This is a genomic window from Clostridium sp. CM042 (genome assembly GCF_055080995.1).
The window spans coordinates 3,087,311-3,105,947 of record NZ_CM143646.1 but is presented as its reverse complement, the minus strand read 5'-3'; the positions used below and the strand labels follow the sequence as shown (position 1 = coordinate 3,105,947).

Genomic DNA, 18,637 nt, shown 5'->3' with positions numbered 1-18,637 from the left:
TTTCACCTCTTTATTTTAATAATCACCTGCGGTGCACAATATTAAAGACTTCAGAAGGAGGTTTACCACCTTGAATTATTTAGTTGACTCTCTCTCAACTAATTTTGTATCAATAATATAATTGGTTATATATTCTTTCTCATCTTCCAATTTATTTATTAATAGCTTAACTGCAAAATAACCTAATTCTTCAGAATTAATATCCACTGAAGATAGTGTAGGCTCTCTGTATGCAGTTAATGGTGTGTTATTAAACCCAACAATTGAAATATGGGTTTTGGACATTTCGCTTATTGCTTTTGATGCACCAAAGGCAATTAAATCGTCAGTGGTGACAACAGCTGTAGGACTGGATTTTTCTAAAATTCTTTTCATAGCATCATAACCACTAATTTCTGTAAACTCTGCTTCTTGTACCATATTTCCATCTATTTTCATCCCAATGTTTTCCATCGACTTTCTGTAACCTTCTAACCTATTTATAGTTACATTAAGTGTAGCTGGTCCTCCTATAAATGCAATTTTTCTCTCACCCTTTTGTATAAGATAATTAACAACACTATACATGGCGTGAAAATTATCATTATCAACCCATAAAAGTCCTTCTGTATCTTCTGGTTTGCCTATTACTACGAAAGGATAATCTACTTTTTTTAAATAAGTGATGCATTTGTCATCCTTTTTTACAAATGGCAAAATAATTCCGTCAACCCTTCCACTATTTATTAAACTTGCTATATACTTTACCTCTTGATCCTCATTACTACTGTAAGCATACATAATATAATATCGCTTTTTTTGAGCATAATGGCTTATTCCCCTCATAATTTGAATGAAAAATGGATTAGAAAATAAATCTTCATCAGTGCTAGGTAAAATAAGTCCTATAGTTTTAGTTGTTTTACTAACTAAGCTCCTAGCTATTGCATTAGGATGATAATTGATTTCCTTCATTACTTTATAAACTTTTTTCTTTGTTGCATCACTAATTGTAGAATTATCCGCAATAACTCTTGAAACTGTTGAGGGTGATACATTTGCTAGCTTTGCTACTTCTCTTATAGTTATCGACATGAAAACTTCACTTCCTACCTTCTAAAAATATTTATACGAGTTATATTATAAAACTTGATTTCTGCAAGGCCAGCTTGTTAAAGTTTTAGACATCATCTAAAATAACTAATTAGTATGTTATTCTAGATGATGTCTATTTATAAAAACTAACCTTTAGTAGCACCAGATGATAGTCCTTCTACAATATGCTTTTGTAAATATACAAACAGCAATGTAATTGGAATAGCAACTAAAATTGCACCTGCAGCGAACATGGTAAATTGGGTGTTTTGTTGTTTTTGAACCCATTCAAATAATCCCATAGCAAGTGTTTTCTTCTCACTGCTTTTTAATATTATTTGAGGAAATATAAAATCAAACCAAGGTCCCATAAAGTTTGTAAGTGCAACCAATGTAATTATTGGCCTTGCTAAAGGTAATATTACCTTTACGAAAATAGTCATATTTGAAGCCCCATCTATTTTTGCAGCTTCATCTAAGCTTCTTGGAATACCATCGAAAAAGCCCTTACATAACCATGTATTATATGGTATTTGTCCACCTGCATACACAAGAATTAAACCCCAATGACTATTTAATAATCCTAACTTACTTATTAGAATAAATATAGCAGTCATAGCTAAGAAACCGGGGAACATTTGTAAAATCATCATTACCATAAGCCCTTGTTTTCTACCCTTAAATTTAAATCTAGAAAATGCATAGGCAGAAAGTGTTGTTAGTATAACTGACAAAAACATATTAATTATAGCAATTTTAAATGTATTCATATACCATTTCGGAAAATCAGTTTGTGTAAACAACTCTTTATAGTGGATTAATGTTGGATTTTTAGGAATTATAGATGAACTAAATAAACTTGTACCACTATTAAATGAGGATAAAACAATCCAAATTACCGGTGTCAATATTACTATACATAGTAGCACCAATATAGCATATATTATTATTTTTTGAATTACATTAGATAAATCTACCTTTTTATTTTTTACTATTTTTTTATTCATTACATCATGTCCTCCTCTTTGAAGGCTTTGGTTTTACTAAAGCTATATGCAGAAATACTTGCAACAAAAATAAATAATATAATGGTAATTACAGATGCCATATGGTATTGATTCTGATCCTTTGTCATCTTATAAATCCATGAAATTAAGATATCAGTATCTCCTGCATATTGTAAACTCCCATTAACTGGATTGCCGTCTGTTAACAAATAAATCATTCCAAAGTTATTAAAATTATAAGCAAAACTCATTGTTAATAGTGGCATTGTTTGAAAAAGCACTAGTGGCAATGTTATTTTATAAAACTGTTGCCACTTGGTTGCGCCATCAATTTCTGAAGCTTCATATAAAGACTTGTCTATATTAGTAAGTATTCCTGACATAAGTGCCATAAAATAAGGTGCTCCTAACCAAACCGTTATTATTAAAATCATTATTTTCGCAATAGTGGGATCTGTAAAAAAAGGTATTTTTCCCATTCCAAAGGAAGCTAGCATATTATTTACTGGACCTGGTCCACTAAATGCTAATCTCATTATAAGTAAGGATATAAATGCTGGTATAGCATAAGGCAAAAGAAAAATTGTTCTAAAAAACTTTTTGAATCTTATTCCCTTAGCATTAGTTATTAGTGCTAAGAATAATCCAACAAAAAAGTTACAAGTAGTGCTTACTACAGCAAATATAAGTGTCCAAATCCCTACTTTTAGAAGAGTATTATTCCACATTTTTAAATTTACTAATTGTTTAAAATTATCAAGTCCAACCCAGTCAACTAAGTTCCTTGGTGGCAAATGATTAGGACTTGAATAGTTAGTAAAGGCAACTACTACGGTGAACATAATAGGAAGCATAATAAAAAATACAGTAAACAAGAATCCAGGTGTTAGCATGATATGAGGAAAATATTTTTCCCACACATAACTTAAGAATTCTTTTGTATTTAGTGGTTTATTACCTCTTTCTATGTTTTCTCCTCCTCGTTTTGCATCATAGATATTAAATATGTATACTGAAATTACAAGAAATAAAATTATAGCTGCTATAAGACCTTCAATCATTAAGAAAATAGAATGATCTCCTGTTGCTTTCCCATTCACAAATTTCAGACCAGAATCTCCTAGTGAAATTAGACCCTTTATTGATGTTGAAAAATATCTTATATTAAATATAGCTACTATTTCTATAATTGCAAACATAATTCCTTTAAATATTTCTTTGTTATATATTTGTCCTAGACCCATAAAGAGCACAGAGAAAATAGTTGCTTGTTTTGATTTTTTCATTTCATACCTCCTAAATCAGATAGAATTTTATTTAAAATTAGTCATTTACTATATAGCAAATGACTAACTTCTATTTACAACTAATTATTTTTGAGCTGCTATTGCGTCTCTTATAGTTTTAGCTGCAGTTTTAAGTGCTTTTTCAGGAGCAACTCCATCGTTCCACATTGATGAAAATGCTGCTCCGTATGGAGTCCAAACAAGTCCCATTTGAGGAATTAATGGCATTGGTACAGAATACTTTATTTGCTCTAAAAATGGTGCAACCATTGGATCATCTTTAATTTTAGCGTTTCCCATTAGTTTTGTTACTGGTGGTATTTGTTTAGTTAATTCATATCTTTTTAATAACATTTCATCCGATGTTGCTAAACTAGCGAACATTTGAGCTGCTATTGGATATTTTGAATAAGAACTAACAAATAATGTTCTTATTCCTGATAAACTTGATTGTTGCTTTCCATTAGTTAATTTAGGTAATGGTGCTACACCAAAATTAACGCCAGCTTTTTCTCTACCTGATATTGCCCATGGTCCATCTATCATCGCTCCTATTTTTCCTTCATCAAATAAACCGTCCACAATTATATTAGTTGAATCTGCTGCATTAATTGGTAAAACTTTTTTCAAATCCATTAAAGATTTTGCTCCGTCAATTGCTCCAGCTGAATCAATACCTACGTCTGTTTTATCAGTTCCATTTTTAAAAATATAACCGCCGCCTCCTGCTATAAAACTATGAGAGAAGTAAGCATTTCCAATATCCCACATAAATGCATATTTGTTTGTTTTTGCATCATTAAATGTTTTGGCTTTTGCGATTATCTCTTCATAAGTTTTTGGTGCTGTTTTGAATACATCTTTATTGTAAAATAATCCGTAAGTATCTATTGCTGTTGGATATCCGTAAACTTTACCCTCATATGATACTGCATCTAAGGCTGATTTTAAATAGTCCTTCTTAACTCTTTCTGCAAATAGGTTATTTTCTAAAATTAAACCTGATGATACAAGTTCTCCAGTGTGATCATGTGGTGCATCAAATACATCCGCACCTACTCCAGCTGGTCCATCTGTAGCCATTTTGGCTTTAGCATCAACAGATCCAACTTCTTCGTATGTAACTTTTACTCCGTATTTCTTTTCAAACTCAGTACCAATAAGTTTCATATAATCTGTTTCAACGCCTTTACTCGTCCAAACTACTAGTTTAGCTCCTGATTCAGGTTTCACTTCAGTTGCAACTCCTTCTTTAGCTGCTGTTGCTTCTACTGCTACTTTTTTAGTACCACATGCTACTAACGATACAGTGCATGATAAAGCTAATAATAGACTTAATACTTTTCTTTTCATATTTAATCCCCCTAAAATAGTATTTTTATAACATCTCTGCAAGCGTTTGCATATTTTTATTGTAAACCGGATATTCATAACTGTCAAATAATTTTTTTACTGAATTTTGTTTAATTAACTATAGTCAAATACTATGTAATCTTATTGTGAAATCCATTTCAAAATTACTTTGAGCCCTTATAATCTCTAGTTTAGATTCTCTCAATAACAATACTGCTTTACTTCTATTACAACAATATTCTAAGGAAATTTTGTGCAAACGTATACGCAAATGTACAATTTTATATTACAATTCAATAAATACAGATAAATTAACATAGTATATATACATATTTTATTAAGTATATACAATCATCACTAAATGCTTATGATATAATTTCACCATAAATATACTAGGGCATACAAGAAATATCTATGACAACTTCCACTATTTACTTTCTTCATATGTCTAGGATAAACATAAAAGTGAGGTAGATTAAAATGAATAAGCATGCAATATATCATATTACTGAAACACCCTATGCCTATGGCAGAGATTTAAACACTCTAGTGCTGCGTTTAAGAACAGCAAAAGATGATGTTAAAAAATGTAATTTATATTATAAAGATAGATATAACTGGGATGACCCATATGATGTTAAAGAAATGAAAATTACAGCTCAAGCTGACTTGTTTGATTATTTTGAAACAGAAGTATCCGTTGAGAGAAACAGATATAGATATTACTTTGAGCTAATTGATTGGAATAATAATATAATATATTTTGATGAAAGAGGCTTTAGAGATAAGACACCAGATCTAAAAGAACTCACAGCTTTTCAATTTGCCTATTTAGCAGAGGGCGATTTATATGAAGAAGCTCCTTGGTTACAAGAATCAGTTGTATATCAAATTTTTCCGGATCGTTTTTATAATGGAGATAAAAGCAACGCTCCAGAAAATACTTCCAAATGGGGCAGCGTAGTAAAAACTGAATCTATGTTTGGTGGAAATATTCAAGGAGTTATTGATAAGTTAGACTATCTAGAGGAATTAGGCGTTAATTTAGTTTACTTAACTCCAATATTTAAATCCACTTCAAACCACAAATATAATACAGCAGATTATTATGGCATAGACCCTCAGTTTGGGACCTTAGCCACAGCAAAAGAGTTAATAAAAAAATGTCATGAAAAAGGAATGAAAATTATTTTTGATGCTGTATTCAATCATTCAGGAAGTGACTTCTTTGCCTTTGAGGATTTACTAGACAAACAAGAAGCTTCAAAGTATAAGGATTGGTATTTTATCGACAGTTACCCAGTTAGTACTGATACTGTAAACTACTATACTTTTGCTGATAACGTAAGCACAATGCCGAAATTAAATACTCATAATAGTGAAGTAAGAGGGTATTTATTAAAGGTGGGAGAATATTGGGTAAAAGAAATAGGAATTGATGGTTGGAGACTGGATGTTTGCGATGAAGTTGACCATGATTTTTGGAGAGCTTTTAGTAAAGTAGTTAAAGCAGCTAATAAAGATGCGGTTATTGTTGGTGAAATAATGCATGAAGCAAACTCCTTCTTAAAAGGAGATCAACTGGACAGTATAATGAACTATCCTTTTAAATCTGCTTTAGTTGATTTTTTCGCTAATAGAAGCATACCTGTAGAAGAATTTGACAATATATTATCTTCTAATAGAACTCTTTATATGAGTAGCATCACAAGGCAACTCTGGAATCTAATGGGTAGTCATGATACTAAGAGATTTTTAACTGAATGTGAGGATAATGTAGACAGAATGAAGCTTGCAATCGCCTTCCAATTTTGCTACCAAGGAGTTCCATATATTTATTATGGAGATGAAATAGGTCTTAATGGTGGTGAGGATCCTCAGTGCAGAAAATGTATGATTTGGGATGTAGAAAAACAAAATACAGAATTATTTAACCACTACAAGACTATGATATCTCTTAGGAAAAATAATAGTGCTTTAATTTATGGTGGCTACAAAAAACTCTATTGCAAGGACAATGTTTTAGTTTTTGAAAGAAGTTATGAAGGTGAATCTCTATTAATTGCTATTAACAATAGTGATGAAGAATATAATGTTAAGCTATCTTTAGATAACACCGCTATAGATATTTTCACTTCACAGGAAACAAAATTAAACAATGGATTAATATTAAACCCTATGGAATTCAAAATATTAAAATTATAGAAAATAAGAAAGAGGGGCAGTCATTGATAAAAGGCGTGTCCCTTTTTTAATATATACTTTTCGTTATAGCATAATATAAGAAAAAAGCTCCTAATATATTGGTTCATGATGATTCATAGAAAAACCATCAACCATTATATCTAACCTCTCTGAAGTATCCTCTTTTATCTCTACAGGTTTTAGTTTTTTCACAATTCCAAGAGGCTCCTTTAATGAAAGTTTATCGGTGCGTCCTGATATAACCCACAAAATTTTATAGCCTTTTGGCATTACATCAAGTTTTTCTTCACCCTTTCCATCTGTAAAATATATTAGTATGTTGGTATCCGTATTATTTACATACTTAACTACCGGTGTAAATTTTGTACCACCGCGCGAACTACAACGCTTTCTTATACTATTAATAGACTTAGCCTTGTATACTTGCCTTATTTGCGAATCACATTCAATCAAGGTTATTTCATGCTTATAAGTTTTTACAATGTTAAAAACTTCCTTTATTGCTCCATGAAACTCCTCATCACTTATGCTACCGCTTATATCTATAGCCAAGGTAATTTTAGCTGTATGTCCTCTTAGTTCTCCCCTTAAATCTAATCTATTAGGTTGACGTCTGCTCCTTCTTGACACAGTCTTTTTTTTATCACTTTCTAAAGTCCCCATTATTTTTTTCAGATATAAATTCCAAGGAATTTCACCTTTATTAGCTTTTAATCCTTTGAGAATTCCCTCTAAATAAAGAGGAACTTTGCCCTTCTCTGCAAGTGCTACAAATTTTCGCGTAAAATCTTTAAGGGTCTCCTCATCTACCTCTATAGATTCTTCCCATAAATCATGAGTTTTAGATGCATTAAATTCTTTTTCTATGTGCTTCTCCTTAGAGTCATCCTCGATGCTCTCATCTTCTTGCTCTAATAGGTTTAAGGCTTCTTGAATTGTATGCGCATAATACTCCATAGTCATATAATGTTGCATCTTTAAACTATACTTAAAATTTATACTGTCTATTGTCGTGGCATAGGGCGGCAAACAATCTATATACTGGTTCACTACTATATCCATTGCCATATTAATAGAAAGGGTACTATATTTTGTTTTAAGACTCCTTGCACGATTCAAATGGGAGGATAATATGTGATAAATCTCGTGTTTAATAGAGCCCATCATCTGCCTTGGTGTAAGATTTAAAAAGATATAGGGATTAAAATAAATAACGTACCTAGATAATTTAAAGTTCACAGCCGTGGGCGAACTTATGTCATATTTTATCTCCCTAGACATTTGAAGCAGAAAATATCCATAAAAGTTTTCATTATCTTCTATGAGCATAAAATTAACCATTGTAACAATCTTCAAAAAATCTTTTTCAAAATTATTGGGCATGTGTTCAATGCTTCTCACATTAGAAATTTCATCATAAAGCGTGCTTTTAAGACTTTCAAAATTTTTCACCATAATTTCACCTAGCCTTTTATTTCATTGTAGGCCTTAAAATACATTTCAACGAAATCCTCATTTTCCAAGCATAATTTATAAACACTATTATGACTTTCTTTAATATCCTGCATAATTCCTACCCCTAAGTCCACAGGGTAAACCTCCAGTAATTCTACAAGTCTTTGTATATCACTATTTAAAATTTCTTTCTTATCTAAGATATATAAAATATTATTTGCAATCAAATATAACCTAGTATGACTTTCCTCTTTAACCTTTGCTATTACATCTTGTGATAATTGCGCACCATTAAATACCTCTTCATAAGAAATTAGAGGTTTATTATCTTCCTGTGAAAATGCCATAAACTCATGAGCTATCCTATTTCCTAAATTCCCTTTTAGTATATTTAAAAATATTCTTTTATGGATTGTATCTTTATTTTTCTTGTAAATCCTATAACTTTTAGAAACCCGCTCGAAACTTCTAGGGGTTGCTCTTATTTGCTCATCATTTTGGTTATTAAGTAAATATTCTGGAAAAGTAGATATAAATTCTATAACCTTTTGCTCTAATTTATTCTCAATCGCCCATGAAATCCAAGCTAATGAATCACATTCCATTTTCAGCAAAACAAATCTATTTTCTTGCGCTGCATCCATATCAACTACTTGATAATCAAAATCTTCCCCGTATTTACTAGAAGGATTCATTGCAGCTAAGATTTTAACTTTTTTATTTAGCTTATACCCATTTATCTCTCTATTTAGTATAAGATTCATAAGCTCCTGTTGCACCGTATGTTCACAACGATTTATTTCATCAATAAATAAAAATACCTCTTTACCACTAGATATCAAACTATCTATTTCTTGTAGCTTTGTGTGAACCGCGTAAACAGTATTTTTCTTACTAACAGTCTTGCCCCTATCATCTTTAAATCTATAATCCTCAACTGTTGGAAGACCACCTATTTCTCCTTCTTTCAAAAGGTTTCCATCTATAATAACTAGGCTCCAGCCTTTATTTTTTGAAAGTGTCTTCGCTAAGGCAGTTTTTCCTATACCACTCTCACCTACAACTAAAGGGACTTCATCCGTTTGTATAACAAGATCTACGCTTTGCATTGTATCTTTAAAATTCATAATTCACCCTTCTTACATCATATTCAGTTTTTCATCAACTGCTATTTTTTTGCAGACTTTACTACCATATTTATAAATAAAAATTATTTTATCCATAGATATATTTCCATATTTTTCATTTATACTATCGCAGTTTATAAAATCTCTTACGTATTTTTCTGAAATAGTTTCTTTAGATAATACATCTTTGAAAGCTAGCTCCGTAGCATCCATTGGTAGGTCATTAATGAAATATTTCATTACCAAGGCATTGTGCTTTAAAAATGATATTTTTTTATTTTCATCTATGTTTGAAATGAACTTTATTGCAGCTTCATTTTCGCAAACAGCCAAAATTTCTGCATTTAAAGTTGCATTTTTTATATATCTTAACGCATTATAATTTATTTTTATAGCCAAAATTTGTATTTCTTCATTTGGGTTGTCTATATATTTTATAGAGTCATAATCTTTTTCTATAGCTAGTTTTTGCAATAGATTGCTTGGTTCTTTTGCATATTTTATTGCATAGCCTTTTTGATCAATACCTACTTTTATCAATTCTTCGCAGGGATTTTCAATAAATTCCAAAGTGTTCCATAGCTTTGATACAACATATTTTTTCATATCATAAGTTGGATCTTCAACAAACTCAATTGACCGCGGATTACTTTTTATTGCTAGGCCCTTCATTTCTTCTGTAGGGTTTCTTATATACCGTAGCATTGCGCCATCTTTCTTTATAGCCATAATCTTCATTTGATCACTAGGATTTTCAATATTTTTTATAACAATTGGATTACTTTCTATCATCGCAATGACTTTATCTTCTATCATAAAATCGCACCTCGATACTTATTAATTTGAACTAATTATAACATGAAAAAAGAATTTATAATTTCTTGGAAATAAAAAAAAGAGATATTTCTATCTCTTTTATAAATAATCTAAAATTTTATATTTTATAATCCAAAATACCGTTGCCCCAATTTTTACACCTATCTTTTCGATAGGTGGGTGTCCTCAGAGATGTTTAATAGTCCTTGCCACTTTAAATATTGGTCTTATAGGCCAAATCCACACCTAGATCTTGAACTCCCGTATTAATACTGTAGGTTGAAAATAAGAGCTTCACGAATACCTCAGAAATACAAACTTATAAAATTAATGAATACGTTTAAGTATTTCTTATTAAGTTTATTATATCAGATTATAAATAAAATTCAATAGTAATTTATGGTTTCTTTAAATTTTTTTTATGCAATAATACCATGTTTATTTAAACTCAATTCTGAATTTTTATCTACTACTACAGCATCATATTCTCTTTGCATTTTTTTCATAGTCTTTAATATAACAGCATCTGCTGTACCCATACCGTCGGAAGATAAAATCCCTAAATTTTTAATTGTATCTTCTGCAGTTTCTGCAACAATTCCATTTCTTGCAGGTATAATAGAATTATTTATAGCCAAAATTGCTGATTGCACAGCCACTGATGCAGAAGTTGAAAGCTTTAATGCACAACCTTCCTTTGCCCCATCACATATCATCCCACTGGTGTTTGCAATGGTATTCTTTATAACCCCATCTATTTGATCATAACTAGCACCCATTAACCATGCTATAGCAATGCCAGCCCCAGTTCCAGCTGCAACACCACAAGCACACAGTGCTGATAATCTTCCTATATAATGTTTTATATAGCTATTCGTAATATGACTTATTGCCACTGCCTTAGCCAATTTATCATCACTTACATTAAATTTATTTTTATATGCCACCAATGGTAAAATTGCTGTAAGCCCATTGTTTCCGCTTCCACTACTACTCATAACAGATAAATTCATCCCTGACATTCTCGCATCACTAGCTGCTGCTGTGAGCATCATTGAAGAGGTCATTAAGTCTTCTGACAGAATCCCTTTCTCTATCCCTTTCTTAAGACTGAATCCAACTCCCATGCCCATTTTCTTTTTAAGTCCTACCTTAGCTATATTTTCATTCATCACTATTCCCTCTAACATAAAAGCGATATCCTCATGAGGAATTTCCTCAATTTCTTTTATAATGTCTCTTATTCTCAAATTATGTAAAACATTTTTTCCCTTATTGTTGATCTTATCCTCATTTGTTAGGTCTATTAGAACTTCGCCTAATCTTTTAATATAAACAAATCTATTATGTTTTCCGCTAATAATTACACTACAATTACCTTTATCTGTTACAAGATTCACTTCTACATATACTTTATCCCCAGTATCTTTAATATCTAGTTTTAATTTTCCACTATATAAAAACTCTTTTGCAAGTTGCACTTGCATTTTGTTAATTCCTTCGAGTACCCTTAAATCCTTTTTGCTTTCTCCACCAATAAATCCCAACGCAGCTGCAATAGAAAGCCCAACCTCCTGCGTATTTGGTATCCCAACTGACAATCCATTTTTATATATGTTAGGACTAACAAAAACTTCTGCACTCACTATATTATTAAAAGTTATTAGTTCTTTAACCTTTGCACATGCAAGAGCAACAGCTACTGGCTCAGTACATCCCATGGCAGGAACAACTTCTTCCTTAAGTGTTTGAACTATAAGATTTTTTAATTTCATAAAATCACTCCCTCAACGAATTATGTATTTCAGTAATAAGCATGGCTATAAAATTAAATATATCAAAAACTTATGTAGCTTTTATGAATATTTTTTTAATATACCTCATACATATTATAGCAATACTCATGCCAACAAAATTATACTGTGAATAACCCTTTCAGTGATGTTTTATCTCAAAATGATAAAAAAACAGTATCAAAGTGAGAATTAATTCTCATTTTGATACTGTTTAATGGTTTACAGCTTTGAAAAAGATGATTTACACCTTTGAAAAAGATGATTTGATCCCATATTCTTTTATTTTTCTATATAAAGTTGCTCTACTTAATTCTAAAGCCTCAGCCGCCTTTGTAATTGACTGTTTACTGTGTCCAAAATACTCTAGAGCCTTTTCAATTTCTTTTTTTTCTAATTCCTTAATAGGTATAATCTCTACATCCTTATTCAACTTTAAAGTGTTTTCTGGGTCTTTCAACCTCTTCGGCAAATCCGTACATTTTATAACACTACCACTGCACATATTTACAGCATATTCTATGGTATTTTCAAGTTCACGTACATTGCCAGGCCACTTATAATTCATAAAAATTTCTAAAGAATCATCATCTATTTTATTTATATGCTTTTCTAGCTTAGAATTACATTTGTCTAAAAGATAATCCACAAGGATTATTATATCATCTTTTCTATCTCTTAGAGGAGGTATATTAAGTGGAATTACATTTAATCTATAAAATAAATCTTGCCTGAACTCTCCTTCTAATACTTTTTTTTCTAAATCTTTATTGGTAGCCGCAATTATTCTTACATCTATAGGAATGGATTCTTTTCCACCAATTTTTTCGATAACGTATTCCTGTACTACCCTTAAAAGTTTAGTTTGAAGATGAATAGCCATGTCTCCAATTTCGTCCAAAAATATTGTTCCCTTATTTGCTAATTCAAATTTCCCTGCCTTGCCGCCCCTTCGCGCTCCTGTAAAAGCCCCATCTTCATACCCAAAAAACTCACTTTCTAGCAGTTGTTCTGGAATAGCCGCGCAATTTATTGTAATAAAAGGCCCTTTCGCTCTATTACTATAAAAATGAACAGCCCGTGCAAATAGCTCTTTTCCAGTTCCACTTTCTCCCTGAATAAGTACTGTAGAAGTAGATTTTGCTGCTTTTTCTGCTTCTAATTTAACTTGTTCTAAGCAGTAACTACTACCTATAATGCTGTCAAAGGACGTAACCATAGTCCCTGTGGTAATATTATTTACTGTTTTTAATAAATCGGAAATATTACTAAAGGAGCATACTATACCAAAGTTTTTATCACCAATACTAATAGGCTTCGCATCAAGTACTCCTCTGAAATGATGACTACTACCATTATAACTAAAGTCTTTATTCTTTAAATTCTTATGTTTTTCGATAAGTTTATTGAAATCTAAGTCACCAATAAGATTTTTTATATTTGTATTTAAAATTTGGTTTCCATGAAGTCTAAATAGCTCTAATGCTTTAGTGTTATAATGAAGAATATTTCCTGCGTGGTCCGCTGCTATAATTCCTTTATCTACAGCGTCAAGAACTATCTCAAGTTCCCCTGCCAAAAGCTCTATTTTCTCTGTATTTTCCTGTTCTAATAGCTTTGAGGATATTAAATCCGCCATTCTATTTAAAAAATTCATTAGGTTTACTTGATTATTTATAATAGCATCCCTTTGTTCTTCCTCAAAAGCAATAAGCCCAATAACTCCAATAGTATCATTACCAACATGAATTGGGCAACAAACCTCTGCAAACTCCTTGCAACTATAAGCATTCTCACACCTTAAGCATGCAAAATGTTTTCTAGGATTTTCAATAACGAAGCTTTCTCCTTGCGTCAGCGCAAATCCAAAAACAGATTTTTCATTTACTTTTTCTCCGATACAATTTCTATACCTTCCTGTCCCTGCTATTCTATTATAATTATTATCTACAACCGTCACAGCTACTCCTATAACGCTTGATATCGCCTCAGAAATCTTCTGAACATTTGAAACTATTTTTATCAAATCCATACTTATCATCCTTTTGATTTTTTACATAAATGTGTATTTATTATACCATATTTAAACATCACCTGCGGTGCTGCTCATCTTCTACGAAGATGCATTAACAACTTCAGAAGGATATTTATACACCCATTGAAGTTTTCTATTTGTTAAGGTATGTAACTCCCACTTATAGAAGTAGGAAACTTTCCTTCTGAAATGTCGTTAAATATCTGAATATATATCAGAAAACTCTATGTTAATTCTTTCTATATTAGTTTTATACTGAAATTCATCATCCACATAATGCTTTGTTAATGTTTTTGTTGGAAGTTTAATTATAACCTCACTTCCTATGTTAATCTTACTTTTTATATCAATGCTTCCTTCATGCATTTCTACAAAGGATCTAACAAGAGACAATCCTATACCCGTCCCTTCACAAGGACGTTTTAATGTTTTATCTATTTGTGCAAATCTCTCAAACATGAATTTTAACTTATCCTCGGGTATACCTATACCTGTATCTTTTACAGAAATAAGAATACTATCTTCCTTATCAGCCAAGGTAACTAAAATTTCACCACCACAATTAGTATATTTAATGGAGTTAGATAATAAATTAAGCATAATCCGCTCTATTTTATCTGGATCAAAAGGCATTATCTTTTCTTCTACATTTGTATCAAAAATGAGTTGAATTTGCTTACTTTCCACGTAGGAAGCAACAGATAAAACTATATTTTCAATCACGCTTACGATATTAATTTCTACCATGTTTGGTTTAAGTAACCCTGAATCTACTTTCGTAATATCTAAAAAATTATTAACTAACCTCATAAGCCTGTAACAATTTTGTTTCATAACAATTAGATATTCATCTTTTTTATCCCAAAATTCCTCTGTATTATTATATATACTTAATACCTGAACAGCAGAATATATAACATTTAAGGGAGTCTTTAATTCATGCGATATATTTGTAAACAACTCTGTAATTAATTTATTCAATTTAATAGTTTCATTTAATAATTGAAGGTTTTTTTCTACGTCCAATTGCAATTTTTCAACCTGCTTTTCAGGAGTAATATCACGTATTATACTTAATATCGCGGGTTGTCCTGCATATGTAAAATAAGTAGAGGTATTTTGCACATTAGCAACTTTACCATCCTGCTTAAATATTTTTCCTTCAAAATTTACTAGTGTGCTTTGCTTATTGTATATTTCATCAAATTTATCTTTAATATTTTCACTCTCTTCTATGTCCATAAAGTCTAAGATAAGTCTCCCAATTAATTCATCTTGGGTATTTAACCCTACTAATCTTATAGCACTTTCATTCACAAAAATCACTTTATCATTCCTATGAACAAATATAGCTTCCCTTGAATTTTCAATAAGTAAGCTATAGCAATCTTCGTTTTTCAATAATATTTTTTCTATATATGCACGTTGCTTATCAGTGTCTTTTAATTCATCATTCAGTGCTTGAAGTTGTAAATTTTTTTTATGTGAATTTTCTTTTTCAATTTCTACGTAATGACCTAATGGCCAGGCGGTTAAAATAAATACTCCTGCCATAATTAAATCATTTTCAAAAAAAAAATTAACACTAGCATGTGGTGCATAAATCAAATCTATAACTAGTATTATCCCTGATGAAATAACTGCCATAGTAACACCATTTTTCATACCTAATTCTAATGTGGAAGTAATAATTATAAATAGAAACAATAATTTATATTGACTAGTATAATCATTTGATAAAATAATGGAAATTGAAAAAATCATAATAAAAACTAAGTTCTCAATAATTTGTATTGACTTTAAATATTTAGATTTAAATTTTCTTATAGACAAAAATGACCATAAACAATAAATACATATACTACTTACTGATAGCACTGCCATTGGAATTATATTAATATACCCACTTGGACTTTGAAAATTCTCTATGTTTCTTATAAAAAATTTATTGTAAATTACAATTCCACAAAATAATAATGAAATCAATTTAACAATAGATATAATATCATTTATTTCTTTTTTTCTGTCTTTATCAATAGTACACATTTTTTTCACATCCATATTAAATCATTTATATTTAACAAGGATATAAGGACCATCACTGATCCTTATATCCTTGCTAAATTTTTATTTTTCTCTAAGACATTTTGGCTCCTTTGGTTGATAGAAACTAAAAGTACATGCTGATGCTGATGTTCTCTTTGCAAATGTCGTAAGTACCGTAGCACTTAATGTTACTATACTTTTTTCAAATTTATTTTTCATTATATATCCTCCTTATAATCTATTCAAAAACAAGCTTTACTTTATTGAATAAAGTATGGCCTAAAGTTGTCAATGTAAATGACTGCCATAAAACAGCTAAATATATACACTCAATGATATTTAGTAAACTACTTCTTCTATATTTAATATAGAAGAATACTAAAATCATAATAAGTCCTAACAATATGTTTAATACAATAATAGAACATTTCTTTAAACGTTGTTTTGTTTCAAGTTTTTTAATAGGTTTTGCTGGACTATCCACAGGTGCAAACCTATAAACAGTATAATAAGAAAACATTAAACTTATTATTCCTAAAATAATTACCGCTAGGATATTAAATCTACTAAATGCTCGTTGTACAATCAATGCAAACCCTACAGATACTATTGTTCCAATTATAGCACAGCGATTGGGAGAACTAGCATGAGTCCCGCCTGAATACTTTCTTAGTAAACTAATAGTAAATGTTATTATTAATGCCTCTTCTAAAACTTCAAAAACAATACTAAACACTATTACTAAAATTATGCACCAAAGTATTTGAATCAAATTAAAGGCTCCATAAGTAATAATTTCTTCCTGATCCTTGTCCATTTTTAAACTTGAAGCAATTTTAAAACTAATCATTTTGGAAATATTTTCAATCATAAATGTTGGATACCTCTATTCTAGTTTTAAACTGAAATTTATAAAATAATAAAATAATAATGCCAAACATCATCATAGAAGGTGCCAAATATAACATTTTCTTAACTGGTACATTCAATATTACTTGAATGTCAAGCTTCATTATTTTATCCAATAAAGCAGTGTTTAAGCATTCACATATAGATATTGTAATAACAACTTTTAACACTGAAGAGATAGCTTTACTAATACTTATCTTATTTATCGATACAACTATTAAAATGCAAATTATTATATTTATATTAATATGAACCCCATAATTAATAGGTAACATTCTTACTAGATATGTACTTATAGATATAAGCACACTAGACGTTATATACCTTCTTGGATCAATTCTTTTATAATTCAATATGTAGATTGCCAATACAATTAAAAATGACTCAGGAATAGTTCTTAAAATGAATTCTATTAAAGATATTCTTAACAAGATATTATCCCCCTTTTGCTTTTGTATAATTCTAAGTTCTAAATTCTAAGCTCCTCGGGTTTTACATTTTAATACATATTTATCCTAGACTTACTTTATTTCTACTATTATTATAACTTTTCCCACCAATTTTAGCATCAATTTTCATGATCTAAATTATGTCAATATTCTACATAAAAGCGTAGAATATCCCATATTAAGTTTAAATTATCTTCTGCGAAGCTGAAATGTCGTTAAATCTACTCTAGAATAAATATAAATTCCAATAAAATAAATATAAATATAAGATATGGATATACTATCATTGAGAGGAGATGGTATTCGTGAATGAAGGTCTAATAGTACTAGTTAGAGGAATCATCGGATTTTTTACCCTATTAATATTTACTCGTATTCTTGGAAAGCAGCAGATTAGTCAACTGACTTTTTTTGATTATGTTGTTGGTATAACTATAGGCTCCACAGCTTCCACTCTAACTACAGATTTAACTAGTAGAGCATGGCCTCATTGGGTAGGTCTGCTTACTTGGGCTGTATTATGCTTTATTCTGCAATTAATAACCGTTAATTCAAAGGTTGCTGAAAAATACCTAGATGGTGAACCTACCATTGTTATTATAAACGGAAAAGTACTTGAGAAATCCATGAAAAAATTTCGTTACACTATAGGTGACCTTTTATCGCAGTTAAGAGATAAAGATGTTTTTGACTTAAGCGAAGTAGCTTATGCAATACTCGAAAAAGGTGGGCAACTTTCCATCTTAAAAAAAACTGAATGTGATTCCGTGTCGCCAAAGGATTTGAAAATTAAAACTACCCCTGCTAGTATAGATTTTGAAGTAATTTACGATGGATCTATTTTGCAAGATAACTTAGATAAAATTAATAGGAATGAAAAGTGGCTAATGACTAAACTAAAAAAGAAAGGTATTAATGATGTTTCCGAAGTATTTTTAGCTATCTATAATGCAACAAGCGGCTTACATATAGATCTTTATAAAGATGATATAGAAGAAAATAATAAATAGCAGATAAAGGGGCTTAAACTCATGAAAAAATTTATATCATACGCTATACCAATAGTTAGTTTAACAGTCTTT

At 30.4% G+C, this 18,637-nt stretch carries 15 protein-coding genes and 1 other RNA gene; 2 read left to right on the top strand and 14 right to left on the bottom strand.

Features of this window, described 5'->3' with window-relative positions; genetic code table 11:
• Window positions 1-75: 75 nt before the first annotated feature.
• The 4 genes from ACWJJ7_RS14805 to ACWJJ7_RS14790 all read right to left on the bottom strand — a co-directional run bounded on the left by ACWJJ7_RS14805 (window position 76) and on the right by ACWJJ7_RS14790 (window position 4,720).
• The gene (locus ACWJJ7_RS14805) at window positions 76-1,074 is read right to left on the bottom strand and encodes a LacI family DNA-binding transcriptional regulator (protein ID WP_462962766.1); all 999 of its coding nucleotides are present in this window, start codon (window positions 1,072-1,074) and stop codon (window positions 76-78) included.
• Between the two features lie 146 nt (window positions 1,075-1,220).
• A complete protein-coding gene (locus ACWJJ7_RS14800; RefSeq protein WP_462962765.1) occupies window positions 1,221-2,081 on the bottom strand; it encodes a sugar ABC transporter permease in 861 nt (286 codons plus the stop codon).
• Entirely contained in the window at window positions 2,081-3,367 is a 1,287-nt protein-coding gene (locus ACWJJ7_RS14795; RefSeq protein WP_462962764.1) for a carbohydrate ABC transporter permease, read from the bottom strand. The genes ACWJJ7_RS14800 and ACWJJ7_RS14795 overlap by 1 nt, the downstream gene beginning before the upstream one ends.
• 84 nt (window positions 3,368-3,451) lie before the next feature.
• Complete coding sequence (locus ACWJJ7_RS14790) at window positions 3,452-4,720, bottom strand: sugar ABC transporter substrate-binding protein (RefSeq protein WP_462962763.1); 1,269 nt, start codon at window positions 4,718-4,720, stop codon at window positions 3,452-3,454.
• A gap of 480 nt (window positions 4,721-5,200) precedes the next feature.
• On the opposite strand from ACWJJ7_RS14790, the gene ACWJJ7_RS14785 reads away from it, so the two are divergent.
• A complete protein-coding gene (locus ACWJJ7_RS14785) occupies window positions 5,201-6,925 on the top strand; it encodes an alpha-glycosidase (RefSeq protein WP_462962762.1) in 1,725 nt (574 codons plus the stop codon).
• Window positions 6,926-7,015: 90 nt separating this feature from the next.
• Here the strand turns inward: ACWJJ7_RS14785 and ACWJJ7_RS14780 are convergent, their stop codons facing one another.
• The 10 genes from ACWJJ7_RS14780 to ACWJJ7_RS14735 all read right to left on the bottom strand — a co-directional run bounded on the left by ACWJJ7_RS14780 (window position 7,016) and on the right by ACWJJ7_RS14735 (window position 17,537).
• The gene (locus tag ACWJJ7_RS14780) at window positions 7,016-8,380 is read right to left on the bottom strand and encodes a vWA domain-containing protein (RefSeq protein ID WP_462962761.1); all 1,365 of its coding nucleotides are present in this window, start codon (window positions 8,378-8,380) and stop codon (window positions 7,016-7,018) included.
• An 8-nt stretch (window positions 8,381-8,388) separates the two neighbouring features.
• On the bottom strand, window positions 8,389-9,507 hold the full coding sequence (locus ACWJJ7_RS14775) for an ATP-binding protein (RefSeq protein ID WP_462962760.1): 1,119 nt from the start codon (window positions 9,505-9,507) through the stop codon (window positions 8,389-8,391).
• Window positions 9,508-9,519: 12 nt separating this feature from the next.
• Entirely contained in the window at window positions 9,520-10,323 is an 804-nt protein-coding gene (locus ACWJJ7_RS14770) for a hypothetical protein (RefSeq protein WP_462962759.1), read from the bottom strand.
• Between the two features lie 125 nt (window positions 10,324-10,448).
• Window positions 10,449-10,638: non-coding RNA, 6S RNA (gene ssrS / locus ACWJJ7_RS14765), on the bottom strand.
• A 104-nt stretch (window positions 10,639-10,742) separates the two neighbouring features.
• Window positions 10,743-12,098, bottom strand: coding sequence for an L-cysteine desulfidase family protein (locus ACWJJ7_RS14760; protein ID WP_462962758.1), 1,356 nt, complete (start codon window positions 12,096-12,098; stop codon window positions 10,743-10,745).
• Between the two features lie 262 nt (window positions 12,099-12,360).
• Entirely contained in the window at window positions 12,361-14,148 is a 1,788-nt protein-coding gene (locus tag ACWJJ7_RS14755; RefSeq protein WP_462962757.1) for a sigma-54-dependent Fis family transcriptional regulator, read from the bottom strand.
• Between the two features lie 198 nt (window positions 14,149-14,346).
• Complete coding sequence (locus tag ACWJJ7_RS14750) at window positions 14,347-16,197, bottom strand: sensor histidine kinase (protein ID WP_462965006.1); 1,851 nt, start codon at window positions 16,195-16,197, stop codon at window positions 14,347-14,349.
• An 81-nt stretch (window positions 16,198-16,278) separates the two neighbouring features.
• Window positions 16,279-16,416: a cyclic lactone autoinducer peptide gene (locus tag ACWJJ7_RS14745; protein WP_462962756.1), complete on the bottom strand. Its 138-nt coding sequence runs from the start codon at window positions 16,414-16,416 to the stop codon at window positions 16,279-16,281.
• A 19-nt stretch (window positions 16,417-16,435) separates the two neighbouring features.
• On the bottom strand, window positions 16,436-17,068 hold the full coding sequence (locus tag ACWJJ7_RS14740; protein WP_462962755.1) for an accessory gene regulator ArgB-like protein: 633 nt from the start codon (window positions 17,066-17,068) through the stop codon (window positions 16,436-16,438).
• Complete coding sequence (locus ACWJJ7_RS14735; RefSeq protein WP_462962754.1) at window positions 17,061-17,537, bottom strand: hypothetical protein; 477 nt, start codon at window positions 17,535-17,537, stop codon at window positions 17,061-17,063. Before ACWJJ7_RS14735 ends, ACWJJ7_RS14740 begins: the two co-directional genes overlap by 8 nt.
• Window positions 17,538-17,860: 323 nt before the next feature.
• Between ACWJJ7_RS14735 and ACWJJ7_RS14730 the strand changes: the two genes are divergently transcribed.
• The gene (locus ACWJJ7_RS14730; RefSeq protein WP_462962753.1) at window positions 17,861-18,565 is read left to right on the top strand and encodes a DUF421 domain-containing protein; all 705 of its coding nucleotides are present in this window, start codon (window positions 17,861-17,863) and stop codon (window positions 18,563-18,565) included.
• Window positions 18,566-18,637: the final 72 nt, after the last annotated feature.

Coding starts and splice junctions, on each gene's coding strand:
- ACWJJ7_RS14805 (WP_462962766.1), bottom strand. CDS start 1,074: ATGTCGATAACTATAAGAGAAGTAGCAAAGCTAGCAAATGTATCACCC.
- ACWJJ7_RS14800 (WP_462962765.1), bottom strand. CDS start 2,081: ATGAATAAAAAAATAGTAAAAAATAAAAAGGTAGATTTATCTAATGTA.
- ACWJJ7_RS14795 (WP_462962764.1), bottom strand. CDS start 3,367: ATGAAAAAATCAAAACAAGCAACTATTTTCTCTGTGCTCTTTATGGGT.
- ACWJJ7_RS14790 (WP_462962763.1), bottom strand. CDS start 4,720: ATGAAAAGAAAAGTATTAAGTCTATTATTAGCTTTATCATGCACTGTA.
- ACWJJ7_RS14785 (WP_462962762.1), top strand. CDS start 5,201: ATGAATAAGCATGCAATATATCATATTACTGAAACACCCTATGCCTAT.
- ACWJJ7_RS14780 (WP_462962761.1), bottom strand. CDS start 8,380: ATGGTGAAAAATTTTGAAAGTCTTAAAAGCACGCTTTATGATGAAATT.
- ACWJJ7_RS14775 (WP_462962760.1), bottom strand. CDS start 9,507: ATGAATTTTAAAGATACAATGCAAAGCGTAGATCTTGTTATACAAACG.
- ACWJJ7_RS14770 (WP_462962759.1), bottom strand. CDS start 10,323: ATGATAGAAGATAAAGTCATTGCGATGATAGAAAGTAATCCAATTGTT.
- ACWJJ7_RS14760 (WP_462962758.1), bottom strand. CDS start 12,098: ATGAAATTAAAAAATCTTATAGTTCAAACACTTAAGGAAGAAGTTGTT.
- ACWJJ7_RS14755 (WP_462962757.1), bottom strand. CDS start 14,148: ATGGATTTGATAAAAATAGTTTCAAATGTTCAGAAGATTTCTGAGGCG.
- ACWJJ7_RS14750 (WP_462965006.1), bottom strand. CDS start 16,197: ATGTGTACTATTGATAAAGACAGAAAAAAAGAAATAAATGATATTATA.
- ACWJJ7_RS14745 (WP_462962756.1), bottom strand. CDS start 16,416: ATGAAAAATAAATTTGAAAAAAGTATAGTAACATTAAGTGCTACGGTA.
- ACWJJ7_RS14740 (WP_462962755.1), bottom strand. CDS start 17,068: ATGATTGAAAATATTTCCAAAATGATTAGTTTTAAAATTGCTTCAAGT.